General features: G+C 58.4%; 23 protein-coding genes. 14 read left to right on the top strand and 9 right to left on the bottom strand.

Translation table 11 applies throughout. From position 1 onward, the window contains the following. Positions 1 to 6: 6 nt before the first annotated feature. The 4 genes from QP934_RS09910 to QP934_RS09895 form a co-directional block, all read right to left on the bottom strand. On the bottom strand, positions 7 to 489 hold the full coding sequence (locus tag QP934_RS09910) for a hypothetical protein (protein ID WP_337887660.1): 483 nt from the start codon (positions 487 to 489) through the stop codon (positions 7 to 9). Between the two features lie 9 nt (positions 490 to 498). After that, positions 499 to 1,470 (bottom strand): universal stress protein, encoded by a 972-nt coding sequence (locus tag QP934_RS09905; protein WP_297552085.1) that lies wholly within the window; start codon positions 1,468 to 1,470, stop codon positions 499 to 501. 86 nt (positions 1,471 to 1,556) lie between these two features. Further along, positions 1,557 to 2,057, bottom strand: a complete 501-nt coding sequence (locus QP934_RS09900) for a MarR family winged helix-turn-helix transcriptional regulator (protein ID WP_005326985.1) — start codon at positions 2,055 to 2,057, stop codon at positions 1,557 to 1,559. A gap of 54 nt (positions 2,058 to 2,111) precedes the next feature. Then, on the bottom strand, positions 2,112 to 3,200 hold the full coding sequence (locus QP934_RS09895; protein WP_408934856.1) for an inositol-3-phosphate synthase: 1,089 nt from the start codon (positions 3,198 to 3,200) through the stop codon (positions 2,112 to 2,114). 117 nt (positions 3,201 to 3,317) lie between these two features. Here QP934_RS09895 and QP934_RS09890 point away from each other — a divergent pair, with 117 nt between their 5' ends. From QP934_RS09890 to dnaB, 8 genes are all read left to right on the top strand, one after another. After that, positions 3,318 to 3,695, top strand: a complete 378-nt coding sequence (locus tag QP934_RS09890; RefSeq protein WP_337887677.1) for a DUF5318 family protein — start codon at positions 3,318 to 3,320, stop codon at positions 3,693 to 3,695. Positions 3,696 to 3,770: 75 nt separating this feature from the next. Next, positions 3,771 to 6,020: a transglycosylase domain-containing protein gene (locus tag QP934_RS09885; RefSeq protein ID WP_337887658.1), complete on the top strand. Its 2,250-nt coding sequence runs from the start codon at positions 3,771 to 3,773 to the stop codon at positions 6,018 to 6,020. Between the two features lie 6 nt (positions 6,021 to 6,026). Next, on the top strand, positions 6,027 to 7,424 hold the full coding sequence (locus QP934_RS09880; RefSeq protein ID WP_337888622.1) for a glycosyltransferase family 87 protein: 1,398 nt from the start codon (positions 6,027 to 6,029) through the stop codon (positions 7,422 to 7,424). After that, entirely contained in the window at positions 7,421 to 7,609 is a 189-nt protein-coding gene (locus QP934_RS09875; protein ID WP_198492222.1) for a hypothetical protein, read from the top strand. Before QP934_RS09880 ends, QP934_RS09875 begins: the two co-directional genes overlap by 4 nt. A gap of 122 nt (positions 7,610 to 7,731) precedes the next feature. Further along, on the top strand, positions 7,732 to 8,022 hold the full coding sequence (gene rpsF, locus QP934_RS09870; protein WP_005326996.1) for a 30S ribosomal protein S6: 291 nt from the start codon (positions 7,732 to 7,734) through the stop codon (positions 8,020 to 8,022). Between the two features lie 49 nt (positions 8,023 to 8,071). Continuing rightward, positions 8,072 to 8,620, top strand: coding sequence for a single-stranded DNA-binding protein (locus QP934_RS09865; RefSeq protein WP_337887656.1), 549 nt, complete (start codon positions 8,072 to 8,074; stop codon positions 8,618 to 8,620). Positions 8,621 to 8,668: 48 nt separating this feature from the next. Beyond that, positions 8,669 to 9,121: a 50S ribosomal protein L9 gene (gene rplI / locus QP934_RS09860; RefSeq protein WP_005325949.1), complete on the top strand. Its 453-nt coding sequence runs from the start codon at positions 8,669 to 8,671 to the stop codon at positions 9,119 to 9,121. A gap of 467 nt (positions 9,122 to 9,588) precedes the next feature. Then, a complete protein-coding gene (gene dnaB / locus QP934_RS09855) occupies positions 9,589 to 11,019 on the top strand; it encodes a replicative DNA helicase (protein WP_419127435.1) in 1,431 nt (476 codons plus the stop codon). Between the two features lies 1 nt (position 11,020). Here dnaB and QP934_RS09850 read toward each other — a convergent pair whose 3' ends face one another. From QP934_RS09850 to QP934_RS09835, 4 genes are read right to left on the bottom strand one after another with little or no spacing between them, the layout of a single operon-like run. Next, positions 11,021 to 11,485: a VanZ family protein gene (locus QP934_RS09850; RefSeq protein WP_337887655.1), complete on the bottom strand. Its 465-nt coding sequence runs from the start codon at positions 11,483 to 11,485 to the stop codon at positions 11,021 to 11,023. Positions 11,486 to 11,513: 28 nt separating this feature from the next. Then, on the bottom strand, positions 11,514 to 12,815 hold the full coding sequence (locus QP934_RS09845; protein WP_419127434.1) for an MFS transporter: 1,302 nt from the start codon (positions 12,813 to 12,815) through the stop codon (positions 11,514 to 11,516). Between the two features lie 9 nt (positions 12,816 to 12,824). Beyond that, the gene (locus tag QP934_RS09840; RefSeq protein WP_419127433.1) at positions 12,825 to 14,978 is read right to left on the bottom strand and encodes a heavy metal translocating P-type ATPase; all 2,154 of its coding nucleotides are present in this window, start codon (positions 14,976 to 14,978) and stop codon (positions 12,825 to 12,827) included. 8 nt (positions 14,979 to 14,986) lie between these two features. Continuing rightward, positions 14,987 to 15,187, bottom strand: coding sequence for a heavy-metal-associated domain-containing protein (locus tag QP934_RS09835; protein WP_005325954.1), 201 nt, complete (start codon positions 15,185 to 15,187; stop codon positions 14,987 to 14,989). On the opposite strand from QP934_RS09835, the gene trxA reads away from it, so the two are divergent. Both trxA and QP934_RS09825 read left to right on the top strand, forming a co-directional pair. Then, positions 15,143 to 15,673 (top strand): thioredoxin, encoded by a 531-nt coding sequence (trxA, locus tag QP934_RS09830; RefSeq protein WP_419127432.1) that lies wholly within the window; start codon positions 15,143 to 15,145, stop codon positions 15,671 to 15,673. The two genes, QP934_RS09835 and trxA, sit on opposite strands and share 45 nt — an antisense overlap. Before the next feature lie 83 nt (positions 15,674 to 15,756). Further along, positions 15,757 to 16,494 (top strand): PspA/IM30 family protein, encoded by a 738-nt coding sequence (locus QP934_RS09825; protein WP_005325958.1) that lies wholly within the window; start codon positions 15,757 to 15,759, stop codon positions 16,492 to 16,494. Here the strand turns inward: QP934_RS09825 and QP934_RS09820 are convergent. Then, the gene (locus tag QP934_RS09820) at positions 16,491 to 17,588 is read right to left on the bottom strand and encodes an NYN domain-containing protein (protein WP_337887651.1); all 1,098 of its coding nucleotides are present in this window, start codon (positions 17,586 to 17,588) and stop codon (positions 16,491 to 16,493) included. The genes QP934_RS09825 and QP934_RS09820 overlap by 4 nt on opposite strands. Positions 17,589 to 17,791: 203 nt before the next feature. Between QP934_RS09820 and QP934_RS09815 the strand changes: the two genes are divergently transcribed. From QP934_RS09815 to QP934_RS09800, 4 genes are all read left to right on the top strand, one after another. Next, positions 17,792 to 18,166 carry a GntR family transcriptional regulator gene (locus QP934_RS09815; RefSeq protein WP_419127431.1) on the top strand — a complete coding sequence of 125 codons (375 nt, stop codon included), beginning with the start codon at positions 17,792 to 17,794 and terminating at the stop codon, positions 18,164 to 18,166. Continuing rightward, a complete protein-coding gene (locus QP934_RS09810; protein ID WP_419127430.1) occupies positions 18,163 to 18,318 on the top strand; it encodes an ATP-binding cassette domain-containing protein in 156 nt (51 codons plus the stop codon). Before QP934_RS09815 ends, QP934_RS09810 begins: the two co-directional genes overlap by 4 nt. Positions 18,319 to 18,386: 68 nt before the next feature. Continuing rightward, entirely contained in the window at positions 18,387 to 18,539 is a 153-nt protein-coding gene (locus QP934_RS09805) for a hypothetical protein (protein WP_419127429.1), read from the top strand. A gap of 17 nt (positions 18,540 to 18,556) precedes the next feature. Then, positions 18,557 to 18,985, top strand: a complete 429-nt coding sequence (locus tag QP934_RS09800; protein WP_419127428.1) for a hypothetical protein — start codon at positions 18,557 to 18,559, stop codon at positions 18,983 to 18,985. Positions 18,986 to 19,064 lie beyond the last annotated feature (79 nt).

Below are 19,064 nucleotides of genomic sequence, written 5' to 3'. Positions count from 1 at the left end.
AAGTTTCTACGCGGCGGCCGAGTCCATGAGGAACAGCTGGATATCGGTAATTGTCCACAGCATGAAATTGCAGGCCATTACCCAGAAAATGGCCATCCAACTGCGCCACCGCAGATAGCGGTGCAGCTTGCGCACCATGATGATGGCGCAGCCGATCATGCCGAAGAACGGAATGATCGGGGTGGTCAGGCTAAAGAAGGTGCGCTGCCTGTCGGTGCAGAGCCACGCGGCGGTGCCGTCCTCACACAATGGACCACCCGATAGCCGGGTGACGAGCGCGACCGCGAAACCATAAAGCGCGGAGAGAACCAAAACACCGATCATGTACCAGACGGCCTGGCGGGTAGAGCGGCGGTTGGCGGCAGCAACCTCTAAGGGGTCCGGTTCATCGGCCAGCTCATCAAAGCTCCGCGGTTCCGGGCGGCGCAGATTGGCATAATCCGCATCGGAGGTCAGATCGTTTTCGGGATGCTCTGGTCGCAGGCTCATGCCCCAATCCTAACCGCAGGATGGGTGGACCAAGATAGGCACCCGAATATGCGGCAGCAGCTCCGTGGCGGTAGAACCCAAGAACACGCGGGCGATGGGGCCCTGCGGGGTGGAGGACATGAGCATGAGATCGCCCTTCTTCCACTTGAGCGAATCCACCGCGCCGCCCCAGCCCGCGCCGGAACCAATTTCAGAAGTGACATCCAGCTCGGGGAATTGCTCTTGGATGCAATCGCGGGCGCGGTCCAGCATTGCAAGGGAATCCTCGAGCCACTCGGCCGTGAGCTTAAGCGCCATATCGTGCTTATCCTTGGACGGCGTATTGAGCAGACCGTTTGCCGAGAAGGCAAGCAGGCGCAGCGGCAGGTTCCAGCGGTTCGCGAGCTCCGCTGCGGCGAGCATCTCATGATCTTCGCGCGGGCTGCGTTCGGTGATGGCAAAGTTGAAGCGGGTGACGCCGTGCTTGGACAGCTTCACCTTGCGGGGCACCAAGCCCAATGGTTGAGGGGAATAATGCAGCAGGGTATCGGCCGTAGATCCGGCGAAGAAACGGCCCTTCGGCGCCGCCTGGTTGGGGCCTAAGATGATGAGGTCTGCCTGGAACTTCTTGGCCATCTCCGTCAGTAGCTGGGGGCGCGAAGGCCCGTCGACCAAGAGGGAAGGCTTATCATCCCAGCAGCTGCGGGGTACGCCGGCTTCATCGAGGGCGGCATGGGTAGCGGCCGCGCAGGCCTCCTTTTGTGCTTTAAACCATTTCTTATATTTTCCGCCCAGCTTGCTGAGGGAGGTAGTAGTCCACGGCTGGAACACGGTAGAGATGACCCGTACCTGGGTAGTGGCGGTACGGGAAAGCCACGCGGCACAATCTAGAGCCTCGGTGCCGGAGGAAGAAGGGCTCCAAGAAATGAGGATACGAAGGGGTTTATCGGCCGAGCCCTTGTTCAAGGCTGGCAGATGCCCATCGGAAGAATCAGTTGCCATACGGGGTGAACTAGTGAGAGATTACGGTTTTCGTTTTCTCAATTATCACGTTAAGGCCAAGAAAAATGAAATCACCGCGGGTAAAACTAGCGCTGTTCGCCGTTCATTGTGGGGCGATAGACATCAGCGAGCTTGGAGATGACGGTGGCAACGTCGTTCGCGGTCTCCAAATCCTTCGGCTCGAGCCACCGCATGATTTCTGCTAGGGCGGAAGCGCGCTGCTGCGAGACGATGGCTAGTTCGGATTCGCCTAGTTGCGTCAGTGCTACCAAGACGCCGCGGCGGTCCTCTTCATCGCGGTGGCGTTCCACGTAGCCGCGGCGCTCTAGCTGGTAGAGCGCGTTGGAGGCGGTGGGCATGCGGATAAGCTCTGCCTGCGCGATAGTGGAAACGCGCGACGGTCCGCGCATACGCAGCTGGTTCATGATGGACACCTGGGAGGTGGTCAGTGAAGAGCCCTCCGCCGTGCGCTGGAAAATAAGAATGAGCTTATTGAGCGACGGCTGGATGGAACGCGCGACCTCGACGGCATCCTCGTACGTAGACGGGGATTGAGCGGGGCCCTTCTCCTCATGTTGCTGCGTCATAGAAAACGATTGTATAGCCCGTTTTCCCTGTGCGGTAGTTCGGAAGTTAAAAAATTAGTTTCCGGCAATAAAGTCTTCTAACTCGGCGCGTGCCACGTCATCGGCCTTTTGTACCGGCGGGGATTTCATCAAGTAGGACGAGGCAGCCAGTACCGGGCCCGCCACCCCGCGGTCGAGAGCAATCTTGGCGGCACGCACCGCATCAATGATGATGCCGGCGGAGTTAGGCGAGTCCCAGACCTCCAGTTTGTACTCCAAGTTCAGAGGTACTTCGCCAAAGGCAGAGCCTTCCAAGCGGACATAGGCCCATTTGCGATCATCGAGCCATTCCACGTAATCGGAAGGCCCGATGTGGACGTTGCGGTCCTCCCGCTTGCCGGCGATGGGCGAGTTGTGCAGGTTAGAGGTTACGGCCTGCGTCTTGGAGATCTTTTTGGATTCCAGGCGCTCGCGCTCGAGCATATTCTTAAAATCCATATTGCCGCCCACATTGAGCTGCATGGTGCGCTCCAAGCGCACGCCGCGGTCTTCAAAGAGCTTCGCCATGACGCGGTGAGTAATGGTGGCGCCCACCTGGGACTTAATGTCATCGCCCACGATGGGCAGCCCGGCGTCTTCGAACTTCTTCGCCCATACCGGATCAGAAGCAATAAAGACCGGCAAGGCATTGACAAAGGCGCAGCCGGCATCGATGGCCGCCTGGGCGTAGAACTTATCCGCTTCTTCAGAGCCCACCGGCAGGTAGGAGACTACGACGTCGGCGCCGGACTGGCGGAGTATGGCGGGGACGTCGGCAAGCGGGGCTTCCGATTCCGCGATGGATTCTTGGTAGTACCGGCCGAGGCCGTCCAGGGTAGGACCGCGCTGCACGGTAACGCCCAGATCAGGGACGTCGGTAATGGAAATGGTGCAGTTGCGGGAGCTGCGCGTAGCCTCCGCTAGGTCCTTGCCTACCTTGTCCGCATCCACGTCGAAGGCGGCAACGAATTCCACATCGCCTACGTGGTACGGGCCAAACTGGGCGTGCATCAAACCGGGAATATCTGCATCGGCCGCGGCGTTGCGATAAAACTCCACGCCTTCAATGAGGGACGTGGCGCAGTTGCCGACGCCCACGATAGCGACCTTTACTTTTTCGGACACGGTCTACTCCTTTAACTCCATGAGTTGTGGCTGTCAGTGACTGCGCAAGAGTAAGCCGAAAATTATGCCCTACGGTGGCATAACACCATGTGGATCGATCAAGAAGAGGTAATTAGGATGATCCGGGTGAATTCCCTTGCCTATAAGCATGTGCTCTCCCACGAGTGGGAGCGCGCCCACCACCTGCGCGAATTTCGCGCCGGGCAGCTCACGCGGGAGGACGTGTGCGATGCCGATTTTTTGCTGCGCGCCGCAGCTGAGCACCACGGGCGCACCATGGATAAGGAATGCCCCGTGTGCGGCGAGCCTTTGCGGCTCACGCGCTGGGTCTATGGGGAAAATCTTGGCAGGCGCGCCGGGAGTGCCCGCAGTGAAAAAGAAATTGCGGAATTTGTGGCCGAGGGCTTGGAGTTCACGGTGCACGAGGTGGAAGTGTGCCGAAGTTGCCGGTGGAACCATTTGTTGCGTTCTGCTACTGCTTTTAACGCGTGTTAGTTTCCGGCGCACCGCCTTAGGCAGTAAGCTGCAATTATTTAGTTTGTGATCAGGGATGAATGAGGACACGAATCAGTGACCGAGAAGGAATCTACCGGCAAGACCACTAAGGTGGCTCGCCCCAGCAAAAAGCAGGCGAAGAAGAAGCGCCACATCTGGCCGTGGGTCGTTTTGGCGTTCCTACTGGTCTTTGTGGCATTGCCCGCAGGACTTTTTGCTTACGCATACTCGCAGTACACCGTTCCGGAGCCCAAGGACCTAGCCAATAACCAGGTCTCCACCATCTACGCGGGCGATAATCAGACCCAGCTTGCCCGCCTGGTGCCGCCGGAAGGCAACCGCACCCACGTGAAGCTGGATGAAATCCCGGAATACGTGCAGGACTCCGTGCTGGCCGCGGAGGACCGTGACTTCTGGGATAACTCCGGCTTCTCCTTCACCGGCCTCGGCCGAGCCGTGGTGGGTAAGGTAACCGGCAATGAAGATGCTGGCGGCGGTTCCACCATTACCCAGCAGTATGTGAAAAACACGCTGGTGGGCAACGAATACTCCTACGTGCGCAAGATTCGCGAGCTCATCTACTCGGTGAAGATGACCAATGAGTGGGATAAGAAGGATATTCTCAATGCCTACCTCAACACCGTGTACTTCGGCCGCAATGCCTACGGCATCCAGGCGGCGTCCAACGCCTACTTTGATAAGGACGCCAAGGATCTCACTCCGGAGGAAGGTGCCATGCTCGCCGGTCTCATTCAGTCCCCGTCCGGCCTCGACCCACGTGTGAACCAGGAGGGCTCCGAGGACCGGTGGAACTACGTTCTTGACGGCCTGGTGGGAATGGGTGACCTCACCCAGGAACAGCGCGAGGGCATGGTCTTTCCAGAGACCCGCGACCCAGCTGAGTACTCCGCCTACACCGAGGCACCCGGCGCCAATGGCCACATCAAGGATCAGGTCATCCGCGAATTGGAAGAGGTAGGCATCACCGAGAACGAGGTGTCCACCGGCGGCCTGCGCATTACCACCACCATCGACATGAATGTGCAGAACAACACCATTCAGGCAGTCGATGACCAGATGGCTCCGCTGCAAGAGGATGCGCGTGCGGCTTCCGTGACCATCGATCCGAAGACCGGTGCGGTCCGCGGATACTTTGGCGGCCACGATTCCAATGGTTGGGATTATGCTAACGCTCCACTGCAGACGGGCTCAACATTCAAGATCATGGCGCTAGCCGCCGCCCTGCAGCAGGGAATTGGTTTGGACACCAATTACTCTTCTGCACCTTATCAGCTGCCAGGATCTGACTTGGTAACCAACGTGGGCAGCGGTTGCGGCGTGTGTAGCTTGCGTGAAGCTACCAAGCAGTCTCTGAATACCTCTTTCCTTCGCCTGCAGGCGGATCTCAAGCATGGTACGCAAGATACTGCGGACATGGCACACGCCCTTGGCGTGGCCAAGTCCCTGCCCGGAATTGATAAGACCCTGACCGAAAAGGGCAAGCAGCCATTCGAAGGTATCGTGCTGGGCCAGTACCAGTCCCGACCGCTCGATATGGCTACTGCCATGTCCACCTTGGCAAACCAAGGTGTGTGGCATAACCCCCACTTTGTCCAGCGCGTAGAAAATGCCGCCGGTGACGTGCTTTATGAGCACCCAGATGATGGCGGGGAGCGCCGCGTATCTTCCAACGTGGCAAATAACGTCATCGAAGCCATGGAGCCGGTTGCCGCATGGTCCAATGGCGCCTTAGCCGGTGGCCGTGTTTCCGCCGCCAAGACCGGTACCACCCAGATGGGCGATACCGGCAATAACAAGGACGCTTGGATGGTGGGTGCTACTCCGCAGTTGGCTACTGCCGTGTGGGTAGGTACCGCGGATAATACGTCTGCCATCTTCGATCAGTACGGCGGCATCATGTACGGCGCCGGCGCGCCAACCAAGATCTGGAAGGCCGTGCTGGATAGCTCCCTGGCCAACTCCGAATTCCAGAACTTCCCGGCTGCCTATCCGGTGGGCTTCGGCACCATGGGCGCCGGAACCTCCGCCCCAGCCTATGACCCGAGCTGGGATAGCGGCGCCGACGATACCCAGTACTACGAGGCCCCGACCGAGCAAGCCGCTCCGGAAGAGGAGACCAAGACGACTCAGCCGGATAACAAGCCGGAGAGCCCGAAGCCAGCCCCGAATACGCAGCGCGGTAAAGGCAATAGCGGCAATGGTGGCAATAGCGGTAATAACGACCAGGCACCGGCCCAGTCAGAGGCGCCGTCGTTGGATGACCTCATCGGCCCCGATAGCGACTTGGCAGATCTTCTAGGGTAGGCGGCAGTGACAGCGAAACCGCACCAGCGCATTCCCGCCTCCTCAGAACCCTTGGCTCGCGGGGTAATTGAATTCCTCGGCGGGCCAAGGGGCCGTTTTGCCGGTGTACGCCGCACCCAGTGGTGGACCCCGCTGCGCGCCATTATCGCCGTAGGTTGGGTATTCCTGGCTTGCGGATTCCTCTCCAAAGCCAATTGCGCCGGCGGTACCCGCGGTGATGACGGGAGTATTAGCCTAAATTGGGCGGGCAACCGCCAATACACCTCTTTTTGCTATAACGACATCATCCCGCTCTACGGCGGCCGTGGCTTAGATGAAGGTGGCTTTCCCTATGCCTATTCTTGGCAAGAGGGTGACCTGACCCGCTATATGGAGTACCCAGTCCTCGCGGGCCTATTCCAGGGGTTGATGGGCTGGATTGCCCGCAATACGTACTCTCTGGTTGAGTGGGCCGGCATTCCGGAGGCCGGATGGTACTTCGGTCTGACAGCCTTGGTCATGGCGTGCATCTGGGTAGGCGTGCTCTACATGGTCTACCTGCTGGTGGGAAACCGTACCTGGGACACTATCCTCGTCGCTGCCAGCCCCCTTGTCATCATCCACGCCTTCAGCAACTGGGATATTCCCTCCATTGCCTTTGCCGTAGGTGCGCTCCTGGCCGCCGCGCGCAAGCGCCCTGCCGAAGCGGGTGTTCTCATCGGCCTTGGCACCTCATTTAAGCTGTGGCCGCTCTTTCTCTTGGGGGCGTTCCTGGTCTTGGCGGTTCGCAATCGTCGCTGGCCGCAATTTTTCTACGCTTTGCTCGCCGCAGCCGTGACCTGGACCGTGGTCAACGCGCCGGTGGCCCTGAAGTATCCGGAGGCATGGCGCGAATTTTTCCGCCTCAACCAAGAGCGCGGTGCGGAGTGGACCACCATCTATTCGGTGCTTAGCCGCAATATTGGGATTAGCTTTAGCCCAGAGTTTCTCAATACCTTCAGCTTGGTAGCGTTTTTGGCTCTCTGTGCGGCGATTGCGGTGCTGGGCCTGCGCAGCTCGCGGACCCCGCGCATGGCCGAGCTGGTTTACCTCATCGTGGCAGCCTTCCTACTAGTCAACAAGGTGTGGTCGCCTCAGTATTCGCTGTGGCTGGTAGTGCCCGCGGCTCTAGCCCTGCCACGCTGGCGCTTGGTCTTTAGCTGGGCGCTTGTCGACGCCCTCGTGTGGCCCCTACTCATGTGGCACATGCTGGGAACAGACAATAAGGGTATTCCGCACGAGCTGCTTGACGTTGCGATTATCTCCCGCGACGCCCTCATTATGGCCATGGCTGTCCTCGTTATTCGCCAGATGTGCGGCAAGACCCCGGATAAGGTGCGCGATGCGCACGCTGGCCGCGACCCCTTGGCAGGAGCATTCGCATGATCGTTACCTATATCGGAATGGCATCCATCTTCTTGGGATTCCTCTGCGTGATGGCAGCCTTTTGGCTCTTCCACAATCGGGAGGATCGTCGCGGGCCAATCGTGCTGGGGCTTTTGGCCATTCTTTTCCTCACCATCATTCCGGCGACTGCGGCTGTGTTTTTCGCCGCAACGACCACGGGTTAGATTTCTTTTCGCCGGTCATTTGCGGTACTGTAGTGGGGTTGCCTGACGCAACGTACCCTCCTGCTGCATCCGCAAAGGTGATGCAGCCGAAAACTACTAGACCATAGGAGGTGATGAGGTCCGTGCGTCACTACGAAGTCATGATCATTCTGGATCCTAATCAGGATGAGCGCACCGTAACCCCGTCCCTGGATAAGTTCCTCGAAATCGTCCGCCAGGAAGGCGGCAAGGTTGAGAACCTTGATGTATGGGGCAAGCGCCGTCTTGCATACCCCATCAACAAGAAGGAAGAGGGCATTTATGCCGTCGTCAACCTGGAGTGCGAGCACACTTCGGTTGCCGAGCTCGACCGCCGTCTGAACCTGAACGACACCATCCTGCGTACCAAGGTTCTGCGCACCGACAGCAAGTAGCGGATACTGGGATCAAGCACAATCCACGTAACCGATAAGGAGTAAAGACATGGCACAGGGAGATACCAATATCACGGTGGTAGGCAACATCGTTGCTGACCCCGAGCTGCGCTTCACCCCGGCGGGTGCGGCAGTAGCTAACTTCCGCGTCGCCTCCACCCCTCGTCGCTATAACTCGCAGACGAATCAGTGGGAAGACGGCGAAGCTATGTTCCTGACCTGCAACGTATGGCGTCAGGCAGCGGAAAACGTTGCCGAGACCATGTCTAAGGGCATGCGCGTCATCGTTACCGGCCGCTTGAAGCAGCGTTCCTTCCAAACCCGTGAGGGCGATAACCGCACCGTATTCGAGATTGACGTCGACGAAGTCGGCCCGTCTCTGCGCTACGCCACCGCTCAGGTAAACCGCAATCCGCGTGAGGGCGGCAATAACTTTGGCGGCGGCGGCCAGCAGCGTTCGAATAACAATAACCAGGGCGGTTTTGGAGGCGGCCAGCAACATCAGCCGCAGCAGAACCAGGCTCCTTCTGAGGATCCGTGGAACTCCGCACCACCTGCCGGTGGTTTCGGAGGCGCTGATTCTGAACCTCCGTTCTAAGTCTGTCACCCGCAACTATTCAACTAACTCAATTGAAAGGCAGGGATCATGAAGCTGATCCTCACCGCTGCCGTTGAGAACCTCGGCGCCGCTGGCGAAATTGTTGAGGTTAAGGACGGCTACGGACGTAACTACCTGCTTCCTCGCGGCCTGGCCATCGTGGCTACCCGCGGCGCAGAGAAGCAGATTGAGGGCATCAAGCGTGCCCAGGAAGCTCGCGAGATTCGCGACCTGGATCACGCACGTGAGGTCCGCAACCAGCTCGAGCAGCTGACGGATGTCAAGGTAGAGGTTAAGACCTCCGAATCCGGTAAGCTCTTCGGTTCCGTTCAAGCAGAAGACATTGTCAACGCCGTCTCAAAGGCCGGTGGCCCCAAGCTGGATAAGCGCATCGTTGTGCTTCCTAAGGGCCTGGTCAAGAAGACCGGCAACTACCAGGTCGAGCTGAAGCTGCACGCTGATGTTATCGGCAAGGTGAACTTCTCGGTCGTTGCTGCCTAACTAGGCGCACGACGGTCCATATAGACCCAAAGACAACAGCAACGCTTTAGGCCTCAAGTTCCTGCTATGTGAGGTGGCAGGAACTTGGGGCCTTTAACGCGTTTTCACCGGGCTGTGGATAACTGTGGAATTCTGTGGATAACTCTTTGGCAAATTAACTCTATGTTTACGCGGAGGCCTTTTTATTAACCCGCAGGTCAGGCCGCTTATCGACGCAAGGTGTGCCTATTTTCACACCTAGGAAAACATGCTCTGAGCTGGGATTTTGATTTGTGCAGGTCATAGAGTTTTGGAGTTATCCACAGGCCTATGCAGGGCAAATATGGGCAAAGGCTCTCGCGACCTGCAATTTTCACAGCGCCCTGTGGATAACTGTGGAAGTTATGCCCAGGGGGTGGTGATTGGGCACTAGACTACACTGAGATTCCGATACGCTCGCTCGCTCGAATAGCTACAAGGGGGAAGACATGACCAACGCCAGTTTTGATGATGAACACCTGCCACCGGAGCCGCCGCCGGAGGAGGAACCGGCCCCACGCCGCCGCTATCAGCAGGAAGAGCCAAAGCGCTATGGCGAATTCCGCCAACCCCCCGCGGACCGCGAAGCGGAGCAGGGAGTTCTGGGCGCAATGTTGCTCAGTCCCCATACGGTGATGGAAGTCATTGAGGAGCTGGAGCCAGAGGATTTCTACTATCCGGCGCACACGTTGATTTACCGCGCCATGCTGGATCTATATTCCGAGGGCAAGGACGTCGACGCCGTCATTTTGGCCTCCCAGCTCGACCGCTGTAATAACCTCGAGCGCGTTGGCGGTGCCCCCTATCTCCACACGCTGCTGGCCACGGTGCCCACGGCTGCAAACGCTCGCTACTACGCCGAAATCGTCGCGGAAAAGGCAGTATTGCGCAAGCTTGTGGATGCCGGCACACGCGTAGTACAGCTCGGATTTTCCGGCACCGAAGACGCAGAAATCGAGTCCGTGCTGGACCGTGCGCAGCAGGAAGTTTTCGCCGTAGCCCAGCGCAAGACGGCAGAAGATTACCGAGTCCTGGGAGACCTTATTGACCCGACCATTGATGAGCTTGCTGCCCTGCAGCAAGCCGGCGGCGTGGAGCTAGGCGTGCCTACTGGCTTCATCGACCTCGATAAGTTGACCAACGGCCTTCACGCGGGCCAGATGGTCATCGTTGCTGCTCGCCCTGGTGTGGGTAAGTCAACCCTGGCCATGGACTTTATGCGCTCCTGCTCCTTGCAGCACGGTAAGTCTTCTGTGATCTTCTCCCTTGAGATGTCGGCTTCTGAGATTGTCATGCGCCTGCTCTCGGCGGAGTCAGAGGTAAAGCTGGCCGATATGCGCGGTGGCCGAGTTTCCACCGAGGACTGGGCAAAGATCGATGAGACCCTCAACCGAGTGCAAGACGCCCCACTCTTCATCGATGACTCACCGAACCTCACGATGATGGAAATTCGGTCCAAGGCCCGCCGCCTCAAGCAGCAGCACGGCCTGGATCTCATCGTCTTGGACTACCTGCAGCTGATGTCTTCGGGTAAAAAGGTAGAGTCCCGCCAGCAAGAGGTCTCGGAGTTCTCCCGTCAGCTGAAGCTCCTGGCCAAGGAGCTGGAGGTTCCTCTCATCGCGATCTCGCAGCTGAACCGCGGTCCTGAGGCGCGTACGGATAAAAAGCCGCAGCTTGCGGACCTTCGTGAGTCTGGCTCGCTGGAGCAGGACGCCGATATGGTCATGCTGCTCTACCGTCCCGATTCCCAGGACCGCGATAATGAGCGCGCCGGCGAGGCGGATATTATCCTAGCTAAGCACCGTGGCGGCCCGATCGATACCGTGCAGGTGGCTCACCAGCTGCACTACTCCAAGTTCGTCAATATGGCCCACGGATAAATTACAGGTCCACCACCGCGTTGGGGTCTCCCAATCGTGGGCCGAGTATGACCAATACCAAGAAAACCGCAGCTGCGGCAAGGGCTAACCAGCGCCACACAGGGAAAAGGCGTTCGCCGCACAGGCGTGCCAATACAGCACCGATGAGTGCGCCTATGGTGTTAAATATGAGGTCGTCAATATCCGTTCGCCCAAGCGCAAACGCATATTGGCACACCTCCAGCGCTAGGCTCAGGCCAAATCCCCACGCCGCAGTAGTTTTAATGGAACGGCACAGACTAAACACCAGCATTCCAAACGGGATAAAGAAGGCTGTGTTTCCCACGTACTCAAATAGCGGACCAAACCAGCTGCCGCCGGAGAATTCATCCAGTGGCACCCAGCGCAGTTCTCGTGCACGCTGATTTTCCGGTTTCCACAAATAGCCGATCTGGTAGAAAGGCTTGAGCGTGGTCAATGCGACCATAACGGCCGTCCACGCGGCGAGGGAGAGCCTACTGAGCAAGCGCTATTCCTTTCTGCTCGGGCAGACTGAAGGCGGCGACAGCCGCAATGGCAAACGCTGCGGCGAATACAACAAATAACCAGGCCGTCCCACCCGCAGCAAGCAGTGGCGGGACAATAAGTGGCGCTGCAATGGATGCTAGCCTACCGAAGCCTGCTGCCGCTCTCGTACCACGCCCTCGCAGTGAAGTGGGATACAGCTCCGGACCGATGGCATAGAGGGCTCCCCAGGCGCCGAGGTTGAAGAAGGAGAGCAGACAACCAGCCAGGATGATCAATGCTTCCGTAGCTGCTGCTCCATATAGGCCGGCCGCTGCTGCCGAACCGAGCAGGAATACCGCAAGGGTTACCCGCCTGCCCCAGAGCTCGATGAGCCAAGCTGCCACCGCGTAGCCAGGCAGCTGGGCAAGGGTGATGATGAGGGTGAAACTAAACGACTTCACTAGGGAGAAACCGTCGGCTACTAGCAGAGAGGGAATCCAGATAAAGGCGCCATAGTAGGAGAGGTTTACACAGAACCAAATGGTCCACAACGCTGCGGTCCGCCTTCGTAGCTGCGGACTCCAGATAGACGCTGCGGGGGAAGGCGTGGGGTCTGGGAGGGCATCGTCCAGTGGCCGATCTTCTGCCGCGGCTTCGAAACTGGCAACGATAGCTTCGGCCTCATCATGACGGCCCTTGGATTCAAGAAAGCGCACAGACTCTGGTAGACCGCGGCGCACATAGATTGAATACGTGGCTGGCAGCATGCCAAGGGCTAGGGCCCAGCGCCATCCGGATTCACCCGTGCTCACTACGAAAGTGCCGATGATGGCCGCAAGGATCCATCCCAATGCCCAGAATGCCTCGAGAATGACTACCATCCTTCCGCGGACCCGTCGAGGCGCAAATTCGGATATGAGCGTGGAGGCAACTGGTAGCTCGGCTCCGAGGCCCAGCCCGACGATGAATCGGAAGAAGATGAGAACGGTAAGTCCCCCAGCTAGCGCGGAAGCCCCTGTTGCCAAACCGTAGATAAGCAAGGTGAGAGAAAAGACATTGCGGCGGCCGAATTTATCTGCCAGCAATCCGCCAAAGGTGGCACCGAGCGCCATGCCAAGGAAGCCCGCCGAGGCTAACCAAGAGGTCTGGCTAGGATCTAGATCCCAGTGAACGGCAAGGGCGGCCATGATGAAGGAGATTAGTCCTACATCCATGGCATCAAGCGCCCATCCAAGGCCGGAACCTAGGAGTAGGCGCTTGTGCTTAGAGGTGACGGGAAGGCGATCGAGACGTTCGGTGCGGCTGAGCATGCGATAATACTATCGCTGAACAGAAAAACTTTTCAGGCGTAGTGAGTTGGTAACTACAAAAACCGAGCTCAGTGCCATGGCAAGGCCGGCCAGTAGAGGGTTGAGCCAGCCCAGCGCGGCCACGGGAATGAGTACGACATTATAGGCGAAGGCCCAGAAGAGGTTGCCCTTAATAATTGCCAGCGTGCGGCGCGAGAGTCGAATGGCGTCAGCGGCGCAACGCAGATCGCCATTCATGAGGGTGATATCGGAGGCTTCGATGGCTACATCGGTACCCGCGCCCATGGCGAGGCCGAGGTCGGCTTGGGCCAGTGCGGCGGCGTCGTTAATGCCATCGCCCACCATTGCCACGGTGTGCCCGGCGGACTGCAACTTCTTGATGTGGTTTACCTTGTCTTCCGGTAGTACCTCGGCGCTGACGTGTTCGATCCCCACCTCGGCAGCCACGGCGCGGGCGGCCCCGGCGTTGTCGCCGGTCAGCAGGTAAGGGGTAAGCCCCAGCTCTTTCATTTGGGCCACAGCGGCCGCCGAGCTGGGCTTGATAGTATCGCGGACCTCAATGATTCCGGCGGGTTGGCCGTCCACGGAGACAACCACTGGCGTGGCACCAGAATCTTGTGCCTCGCGGAACGGTGCTTCTAAGTCACCCAAGGGGCCTTGCGGCTTGCCGACGCCCACCCGGACCCCCTCCACAGTTCCTTCCACGCCACCCGGAACTACTGCGAAGTCGGTAGCCGGCTTAACGTCGCGCTCTTTGGCTATGGCGCGAGCGATGGGATGCTCGGAGTTGTGTTCCACGGCTGCGGCTAAGTCGAGGACGTCGCCGTGTACGGCGGTAACGGACATCTCTCCGGCCGTGACCGTGCCGGTCTTATCCATGACGATGGTATCGATTTGCCGCGTAGATTCCAGGATCTCCGGGCCCTTAATGACAAGCCCCAGCTGCGCGCCGCGGCCGGTGCCGACGAGGATCGCTGTGGGCGTCGCCAAGCCCATAGCGCAGGGGCAGGCCACGATGAGGACGGAGACCGCGGCGATAAACGCTGGGGCCACTCCGCCGAAGAAGAGATGGGCGAGGAGTGTCAGCACTGCTACGGCGATGACTGCGGGGACGAAGACTTGCGCAATGCGGTCCACGAGGCGCTGTACTGGTGCCTTGGACGTTTGTGCATCCGTGACCAGCTGGGCCATTTGGGCCAGTACCGTATCCTCGCCCACCTTGGTCGCTCGGACCTCGAGCTTGCCAGAGGCATTAATGGTCGCGCCGGTCACCGCATCGCCGGAGCCGACCTCAACGGGCACGGGCTCGCCGGTAATCATGGAGGCGTCGACTGCCGAGCTACCGGCAACAACGATGCCATCGGTGGCGATCTTTTCGCCCGGGCGTACTACGAAGACATCGCCTACCTGCAACTGGGCAATTGGAATGCGCTGCTCGCCTCCCTCGCGCAGAACCGAAGCTTCCTTAGCTCCTAGGGAGAGTAGCTCCCGCAGGGCCTCAGAGGACTGGCCTTTGGCCCGTGCCTCGAACCACCGACCGAGGAGGAGGAAGGTAATGACCATGCCCACGGACTCGAAATAGATGTGATCCATCTGCGCCGCGTTCGAGTCCAGCGTCATGTGCATTTTCATGCCCGGTTCGCCCGCGTTGCCGAAAAATAGCGCCCACAGCGACCAAAAATAGGCCGCTGAGGTTCCCATGGTGATAAGCGTGTCCATGGTAAAAGACCCGTGCTTGAGGTTCGTCCACGTAGCAGTGTGGAAAGGCGCGCCGCCGAAGACGAAAACGATGGTGGCTACGATGGCACAGGCCCACTGCCAATTGGGAAATTGCAACGCCGGCCACATCGATACCACCATGAGCGGTAGCGATAGTGCGCCGGAGATAACGGTGCGGCGCAGCAATCCCCCGTCACTGTTCTTCTCGGCTTGGGGCTCCTCCGTCTTCGCCGCTGCCATATCGAAGGCGCCGTAGCCTGCGCCCTCTACCACCGAAATGAGCTCTTGTGGACTTACCGTCTGGGAGTCGTACTCGATGGCCGCCGCTTCGGTAGCGAAGTTGACGCTGGCGTTTACTCCGTCGAGCTTGTTTAGCTTGCGCTCGACGCGGGAGGAGCAGGAGGTGCACGTCATGCCCGTGACGCCAAGGTCCAGGTGGGACATAGTCTCGCCTACTTCAGTGTGTAGCCGGCTTCTGCTACGGCGGCCGCTACTTGCTCATCGGTGAAATCGGTTCCGGTAACCGTAACGGCGCCGGTGGTGTGGTCAGCAGTGACTTCACTAACGCCGGAAATCTCGCCGACTTCTTCCTTTACTGACATTTCGCAATGTCCGCAGGTCATGCCCTCTACGGTGTAGTTCTTGGTGCTCATAATGATCCTTTCTTAGAGTTGGTTTCTGGGCTCATTGTATACCCCCCAGGGGTATATGACAAGGATATTTCATGTACGTTGGGGAATAAAGCAATCCGCAAAGGAGTTAGAACGATCATGGCTACTATCGATGTCACCGAAGAAAACTTTGAAGAAACCGTCACCGGCGAGGGCATCACGCTTGTAGATGCGTGGGCCGATTGGTGCGGCCCTTGCAAGCGCTTTGCGCCGGTTTTTGAAAAGGCCTCCGAAGAGCACACGGATGCCACCTTTGCCAAGCTCGACACCGAAGCAAATCAGGGCTTGGCATCCGCGTTGGAGATTCAGTCCATTCCTACGTTGATGATCTTCCGCGATGGCATCCTTGTCTTCCGTGAAGCTGGAGCTCTGCCTCCCGCGGCCTTGGAGGACCTGTTGAAGCAGGTGAAGGACCTCGACATGGAAGAGGTTCGCCGCCAAGTAGAAGAGCAGAATGCGCAGGGTTAATCCCACCAACTTCCTCGGCGCTTTCTGGTGAGTATCGCTAAACTCGCTAGAAAGCGTCTTTTTTATGACCAAAGGAGAAGATAATGGCTAATCCCTTCAGCAAGGGCTGGAAGTACATGATGAGTTCCTTCGATCAGAAGATTGATGAGAACGCTGACCCAAAGGTGCAGATCCAGCAGGCCGTCCAGGCTGCGAAGGAGCAGCACCAGCAGATTTCTGATCACGCTGCAGAAATCATCGGTCATAAGTCCCAGCTGGAGATGCAGATGAACCGCCTGGTCAAGTCCCAGCAGGATTACCAGTCTCAAACCCAGCGTGCGTTGGAGCTGGCGGACTCTGCGGAGGACCCGCAAAAAGCTTCCGAGTACAACCAGGCTGCCGAAGTGGTTGCCTCCCAGCTAGTAGCAGTAGAGCAGGAGCTGGAAGACGTTAAGCAACAGTACGCCGCCGCGGAGCAGGCTGCCGCGCAGGCCAAGAGCCAGCAGCAGCAGTCTGAAGCGCGCTTGAAGGAACAACTAGCGCAGGTTAGCCAGCTGGAGGCTCAGGCGGACCAGGCGGCTATGCAAGAAAAGAACGCCCAGGCTATTGATTCCATGAATCAGCTCAACCCGGACGATTCCGTACCTACTCTTGATTCTGTGCGTGCCAAGATTGAAAAGCGCTACGCCGATGCCCTTGGTGCACAGGAATTGCAGCACGCCACCGGTGGCGATCGCATTAATGAGATCCAAGCCGCCGGCAATGACATGAAGGCGACTGCGCGCCTTGATGCCATCCGGGCGGATCTTAAAAAGAAGAAAGAGCTCGAATCCGGTGATTAATTCTGCCGGCGAACGTTAATCAGAACGCCACGAATACCTGAGTGGAATCCATCGCGCAGGTTCACGCGCTGGGTTTCGGTCAGGGTGTATTCGTGTAGGGTTTCGCAGGCAAACTGCAATAGTGGGCGGTCGATTTCCGGGGGAAGCCCGCCGCCAGAAAGCAGATGTGCCTGATCGCGCTGCTCGGTGCTAGCAGCGTTATCGAACCACCACGAGGCGTATTGTTGGCCGACATCAAAGGGGGATTGGAACCCAGCAGAGCTCCATACTTCTTCCGGCAGCGGCACATACTTGGAGCGCAGCTTGCGGCGCGGGGCCATCATGGATGGCTTGGGCGCCGGCTTCTCCGCGGGAGAGTCCTCCTCGGTGGGGGAATCCCCTGCAGCATCCGCCTTGGGCGGAGCCGGCTTGGGCGTCGGGGCCGGGGTGGGTTTTTCTGTGGCGCCGAAGGCTGCCTCCACCTCTGAGGGCTCGCCGCATTCATCCGGTTCGGGCATTTCCTCGCCATCTTTATGCGCATTTTCGCGCACCACTGGAGGAAGCGGGCCTTCTAGGACCTGCAATTCCATAGCGTCTGCGAAGTCCTCGCGAGGGTCCAAGATGGTGGTGGAATCGCAGGCATGGCGCAGTGCGGAGGACATGGAGTCCCAGCCAAACCCATAAAGATGGACGCGGATGCCGTTATCCACGGCCGCTTGAGCGCCGGGAATCATGTCTGCATCGCCACTGACGAGCACAAAGTCAGTGAATTGGCCCTTCATGGCGGCGATGACCATGTCTGCCACAAGGCGGGTATCTACGGCCTTCTGGGTGCGGCGCTCGCCCCATTCGATGAGCTGACCGGTGCGCAGCTGGACCCCTTCGCAGGTGCGTAGTGCACGCTGGTAGCGGTGCGGGCCGGTGTCGGGAATGCCGTCATACCAGTATTGGCGTTGGATGGGGGTCCCAAGTTGGTTCTCGATCATCCCGCCCATGGTGCTGACCACCTCGGGCAGATCAATCTCTAGTTGTGCGCGGGCACCCGTTTCCCACGAGTTATAAAAGCTAGCGAGCAAGTATGAGGTATCGACAAAGACGAGTGTGCGTTCAAGCATGGCTCCTAAGTTCCGTTCTAATTGTTCTAAATAAAAATCTTTGTGGTTTCCAGTGTGCCCCATTAGTCACAAAACGTCGATAACCTTGGACAAAATCCCAGCGCAGTGGCAGCAAAAAAGTTTTCTCTTTGGAAGTATTGCAGGGGTGGGGTGTTGCCGATATGGTTGGTTACACAAGTAACTAACCAACGAACCGAGGGGCAATGGATAATTCCACGCAACCACTCTTCCGCCAGATTGCCTCCTTGGTGGAGGACGCCATCGTGGACGGAACCTTGGGCGAGGGGGATAGGGCCCCTTCCACTAATGAGCTTGCTGATTTTCACAACATCAACCCGGCCACGGCCCGCAAGGGCATCAGCCTCCTGGTGGATATCGGGGCGCTGGATAAGCGCCGTGGCATCGGCATGTTTGTGGCGGAAGGGGCCCTGGCGACTATCCGCGAGCGGCGGAGAGCGGACTTTGCGGCGGAATACATGGCACCTCTGGTCGATGAAGCCGTTCGCCTTGGCTACAACCGCGCCCAGCTCCACGACCTATTTGATCGCGTCGCAGAAAGTCGAGGAATGTACTCATGATTGCAACACGAGAATTCACTTTTGCTGATGGCCTCACACACGGCTTAGTTGGCCCCAATGGCATTGGCAAAACCACGCTACTGCGGAAAATCGCTGGCCAAATCCAATCTGGCGGTATTCGGTATTACGGTCTTCGGGGAAGAGCCCTTTGACAAACAATCGGTCCTTAACCGGGTTATTTTGATGGGGATTGATAACCCACTGCCGGATTCCTGGGGCATTGGAAAAACTGGGCGTCATTGGTAAGGCGCGCTGGCCGCGTTGGGATGAGGAGCGTTTCAATGAGCTGTTGGTTCGCTTCGACGTACCGGCCAAGGCCTATTCTTCCTTGTCCCGCGGGCAAAAGTCTGCGGTGGGATTCATCTTGCCGTAGCTTCCGGCTGCGAAGTCATGCTCCTCGACGAACCCTATCTCGGCCTCGACACACAGCGCCGCGAGCTCTTTTATCAGGTGCTGCGCGAGGAGCACGGTCGTACCATTGTCATCTCCACCCATCACCTCAATGAGGTGGCCGGCCTCCTCGATACCGTCTTGCTGATGGGGGTTAACCCCATTTCCGGTCCCATCGATGACTTTATCGAGGGAATTCTGGAGCTCACCGGCCCATCCGAGGCTCTCACCGCAGCGGCCGAAGAGCTTGGCCTTCCTGAGCTGACTAGGGAAACTACGTCCTTAGGGGATCGCGTGCTTATCGACGCCCGCTCCGCCTCCACCGATCCTATTTTCCGCATTGCCCAGGCCTACGGCCTGCGAGTCAATGAGGTCTCCTTGGTGAAGCGTCCTGGGTTTAGTTCCGCTTCTTTTACGGCCCTGTGTTGATGGGCTGGGTGAGATAGTACTCGGTTTCTACTTCCTGTGGGGTGGCGTAGTCCAATGCTTCGTGAAGTCGCTTAGTGTT

It is taken from the genome of Corynebacterium sp. MSK122, assembly GCF_030229435.2.
Taxonomy (GTDB): domain Bacteria; phylum Actinomycetota; class Actinomycetes; order Mycobacteriales; family Mycobacteriaceae; genus Corynebacterium; species Corynebacterium marquesiae.
The sequence above is the reverse complement of the archived record's forward strand: the minus strand, read 5'-3'. Positions and strand labels throughout refer to the sequence as shown.

Bases quoted from the DNA above. Each gene is read 5' to 3' on its own strand.
- dnaB (WP_419127435.1), top strand. From the start codon at position 9,589: ATGACCAACGCCAGTTTTGATGATGAACACCTGCCACCGGAGCCGCCG.
- QP934_RS09910 (WP_337887660.1), bottom strand. From the start codon at position 489: ATGAGCCTGCGACCAGAGCATCCCGAAAACGATCTGACCTCCGATGCG.
- rplI (WP_005325949.1), top strand. From the start codon at position 8,669: ATGAAGCTGATCCTCACCGCTGCCGTTGAGAACCTCGGCGCCGCTGGC.
- QP934_RS09800 (WP_419127428.1), top strand. From the start codon at position 18,557: ATGCTCCTCGACGAACCCTATCTCGGCCTCGACACACAGCGCCGCGAG.
- QP934_RS09865 (WP_337887656.1), top strand. From the start codon at position 8,072: ATGGCACAGGGAGATACCAATATCACGGTGGTAGGCAACATCGTTGCT.
- QP934_RS09890 (WP_337887677.1), top strand. From the start codon at position 3,318: ATGATCCGGGTGAATTCCCTTGCCTATAAGCATGTGCTCTCCCACGAG.
- QP934_RS09900 (WP_005326985.1), bottom strand. From the start codon at position 2,057: ATGACGCAGCAACATGAGGAGAAGGGCCCCGCTCAATCCCCGTCTACG.
- QP934_RS09820 (WP_337887651.1), bottom strand. From the start codon at position 17,588: ATGCTTGAACGCACACTCGTCTTTGTCGATACCTCATACTTGCTCGCT.
- QP934_RS09835 (WP_005325954.1), bottom strand. From the start codon at position 15,187: ATGAGCACCAAGAACTACACCGTAGAGGGCATGACCTGCGGACATTGC.
- QP934_RS09840 (WP_419127433.1), bottom strand. From the start codon at position 14,978: ATGTCCCACCTGGACCTTGGCGTCACGGGCATGACGTGCACCTCCTGC.
- trxA (WP_419127432.1), top strand. From the start codon at position 15,143: ATGTCCGCAGGTCATGCCCTCTACGGTGTAGTTCTTGGTGCTCATAAT.
- QP934_RS09875 (WP_198492222.1), top strand. From the start codon at position 7,421: ATGATCGTTACCTATATCGGAATGGCATCCATCTTCTTGGGATTCCTC.
- QP934_RS09815 (WP_419127431.1), top strand. From the start codon at position 17,792: ATGGATAATTCCACGCAACCACTCTTCCGCCAGATTGCCTCCTTGGTG.
- QP934_RS09825 (WP_005325958.1), top strand. From the start codon at position 15,757: ATGGCTAATCCCTTCAGCAAGGGCTGGAAGTACATGATGAGTTCCTTC.
- QP934_RS09845 (WP_419127434.1), bottom strand. From the start codon at position 12,815: ATGCTCAGCCGCACCGAACGTCTCGATCGCCTTCCCGTCACCTCTAAG.
- QP934_RS09850 (WP_337887655.1), bottom strand. From the start codon at position 11,485: ATGGTCGCATTGACCACGCTCAAGCCTTTCTACCAGATCGGCTATTTG.
- QP934_RS09810 (WP_419127430.1), top strand. From the start codon at position 18,163: ATGATTGCAACACGAGAATTCACTTTTGCTGATGGCCTCACACACGGC.
- QP934_RS09905 (WP_297552085.1), bottom strand. From the start codon at position 1,470: ATGGCAACTGATTCTTCCGATGGGCATCTGCCAGCCTTGAACAAGGGC.